Genomic DNA, 2,754 nt, shown 5'->3' on the forward strand with positions numbered 1-2,754 from the left:
AAACCAAGACGCCCCGTGCTTTGCCCTGAACGCTTGCTGTTCGATGTGCGGAATGGGACCTGGCTGGTGGAAACCATCTGGGCCAGCCGCCATGTACGTCGCGCTAACAGGTCGAACACAAGACTGCTTCTGACAAGACCCCATCCACAAAAAACGGTACTTGCAAAAAAGGAGCCATCCACACAGGACCAAAGCCGTCGTCAGATTGAGTTGACAAAATTATTCTGCGGCAATCCTTTTTCGGACGTCCAGGACCTGTTGCGTTATCTGGCCAATATGGCGTCCGTCGGTGCCGCAACACCCGCCCCAAACATGGATGTGAGGGAAACGTCTGGCCAAAGTGGCCATCTGACCGCCGAGTTCCTTGGGATCGCCGTCCTCAAGATGACCAAGCTTGCAAAGGTCGAGCGTTTCCATAGCGACTGCATTCGGCATGAAGCCACCCAGTCGCTCTGTCCAGGGATCATCGGTGAGTGCCGGCTCGAACTCGGTCGGATGAGTGCAATTGATCATATAGTAGGCGGGAGCGTTCCCGGTCGCCGCATCGACCTTTGTGATTGCCTCTTCCAGTGTCTCTCCGCCGTTAAGTCTCCCACCTTTCGCAACGAAGAAAGAGATCACTACGGGAATGTCCGCCGCCTTCGCGGCCCGAGCGATGCCGACCGCTTCTTCCGTGCTCGAAAACGTCAAGGCGCTGACAATATCGGCACCAGCTTTTTTCAAGGTCAGTATCTGTTCGGAATGGTAATCTTCGGCTTCCGCCGCGTTTGGCGTCCGGCCGACATTGTAAGCGTCACCACGGGGGCCGATGACACCGCCAACGAGCATTGGTGTATCAGGGCTATCATATTCGCGCGCAAAATCCTTGTAAAACTCGATCCCGCGAATGTTAATTTCCTCAAGAGCCTCGGAGGAAAACCCGATCAACTCGCCCCAGTCCCGGCTGGCGCGGTAGTGAAGACCCTCGTTGATGACACCAAACTTGTTTGCAACAGCCGCCTCGACAAGCTTGCGTTGATAGTCTCGCAAGCAAGCGATGCCGCGCTCATCGTTCAGAAGCTCGAAAGCGCAGAAGTGGCGAAGTTCGAACCCATCGACATATTGCAGCCAAGTCTCGAATCCGCCTCCACAAGTCATATGCTGCTTGTTCAGTTGCGGCAGTCCACTCTGTTCGGTCATTGCACTTACCTCCGTGATTTGTCCGGCAGGATAGCAGGAAAGTCGCAATTTGTCTTCCGAGAGGGTTTTAGGGCCACCTCAAAGACTGTCCGCTAATGGGATGAACCGGCTGCTTCCCCCAAAGAAGAAGGAGAAGTGGCTATGAGTATGAAGAAAGTAGAAGACCTGTCCGAGCTGGCGGTGATTGGCGTCGACATCGGCAAGGATGTGTTTCATTTGGTGGGGTTTGATGACGGTGGCAACTTGGTGCTGCGCCGGAAGGTCAAGCGATTGGCTTTGACAGCAACATTCGAGAAGATGCCGCAATGCGTGGTCGGGATGGAGGCGTGTCTCAGCGCGCACTTCGTGAGCCGAACACTGCGCGGCTTGGGATTTGAGCCGCGGATTATCCCGGCGATTTACGTCAGACCGTTCATCAAGGGTCAGAAGAACGACTACAATGACGCCGAAGCGATTGCTGAGGCCGCGCTTCGCCCAAACCTGAGAACTGTGACAGAGAAGAGCCAGGATCAGTTGGATCTTCAGGCACTGCATCGGGTGCGCGCAAGGCTGGTGTCTCGACGGACCGCGACGATCAACCAGATCCGGGCCTTTTTGATCGAACAAGGCATCACTGTGCGCAAAGGGCTGCATGCCTTGAAGAGCTCGTTTCTGCCAATTCTGGAAGAAAGGCAGGATGAGATATCGCCGCGCATGCGTGCCATTCTGAGCGGTCTCTGCGGCGACTGGCTGTGGCTGGATGAACGGATTGAGACCATAGCCAAAGAGATCGAAGACATCAGCCGGACAGAGGAGAACTGCGACAATGTGATGACCATCCCGGGTATTGGTCCCTTGATCTCAACGGCGATGGTTGCGGCAGTCGGCCGGGGTGAGGTTTTTGACCGAGGACGGGACTTCGCCGCCTGGATCGGCCTTATCCCCCGCCAATACAGCACCGGCGGCCGGACTGTTCTGGGGCGCATCTCAAAGCGCGGAAGCCGATACTTGCGCATGTTGTTTGTTCAGGCCGCAAATGTCGTGCTGATGCGCCCCCATCACTGGCCCGGCTTCAGCTTCGGCGACTGGCTGGCGCGGGCTGCGACACGCATGCACCGCAACAAGCTGGCCATTGCTTTGGCCAACAAGCTCGCGCGCATCGCCTGGAGTGTGTTGAGACACGGGACGCCATTCGACGCCCAAAGAGACGAGGTCATGGTCGGCGTTTGACAACCCGTCGTGATCCAAAGGAGTTCGCGAACGAGACAAGCATGGAACGGAAAACATACGCCCCCAGAGTCTGAGAGCCCAGATGGCCGCAACGGCCTGTCCGCTAATGAGACCACGGTGCGAGCGTAACCCCAAAATGGCCACGGCCCACGCGCCGATCCAAAGGCCGGATACATATCAGCGACTTCCGAGAACGTGCACAATCTTACTTGCGAACAGCAGCCGGTACATACATTGGGCTCTGAGCCGTCATCCGACTCTTTTGTTCAGATGGCGGTCAGGGCTTCGCGGTTGATGCCAGCCTGATCAGCGCCGACGTCCGAAAACAGAACTCGAGCAATCCCGAGGATTGGGCGGCCCGCGAGG

2 protein-coding genes are annotated in these 2,754 nt (G+C 56.8%); one reads left to right on the top strand and one right to left on the bottom strand.

Translation table 11 applies throughout. The features are described 5' to 3' along the window. Positions 1-219 precede the first annotated feature (219 nt). On the bottom strand, positions 220-1,179 hold the full coding sequence (locus BUB78_RS19900; protein WP_073201158.1) for a homocysteine S-methyltransferase family protein: 960 nt from the start codon (positions 1,177-1,179) through the stop codon (positions 220-222). Between the two features lie 147 nt (positions 1,180-1,326). Between BUB78_RS19900 and BUB78_RS19905 the strand changes: the two genes are divergently transcribed. Then, complete coding sequence (locus tag BUB78_RS19905) at positions 1,327-2,388, top strand: IS110 family RNA-guided transposase (protein WP_073201159.1); 1,062 nt, start codon at positions 1,327-1,329, stop codon at positions 2,386-2,388. Positions 2,389-2,754 lie beyond the last annotated feature (366 nt).

Origin of the sequence: Roseovarius marisflavi (assembly GCF_900142625.1) — a bacterium.
Classification (GTDB): domain Bacteria; phylum Pseudomonadota; class Alphaproteobacteria; order Rhodobacterales; family Rhodobacteraceae; genus Roseovarius; species Roseovarius marisflavi.

Coding starts and splice junctions, on each gene's coding strand:
- BUB78_RS19905 (WP_073201159.1), top strand. CDS start 1,327: ATGAAGAAAGTAGAAGACCTGTCCGAGCTGGCGGTGATTGGCGTCGAC.
- BUB78_RS19900 (WP_073201158.1), bottom strand. CDS start 1,179: ATGACCGAACAGAGTGGACTGCCGCAACTGAACAAGCAGCATATGACT.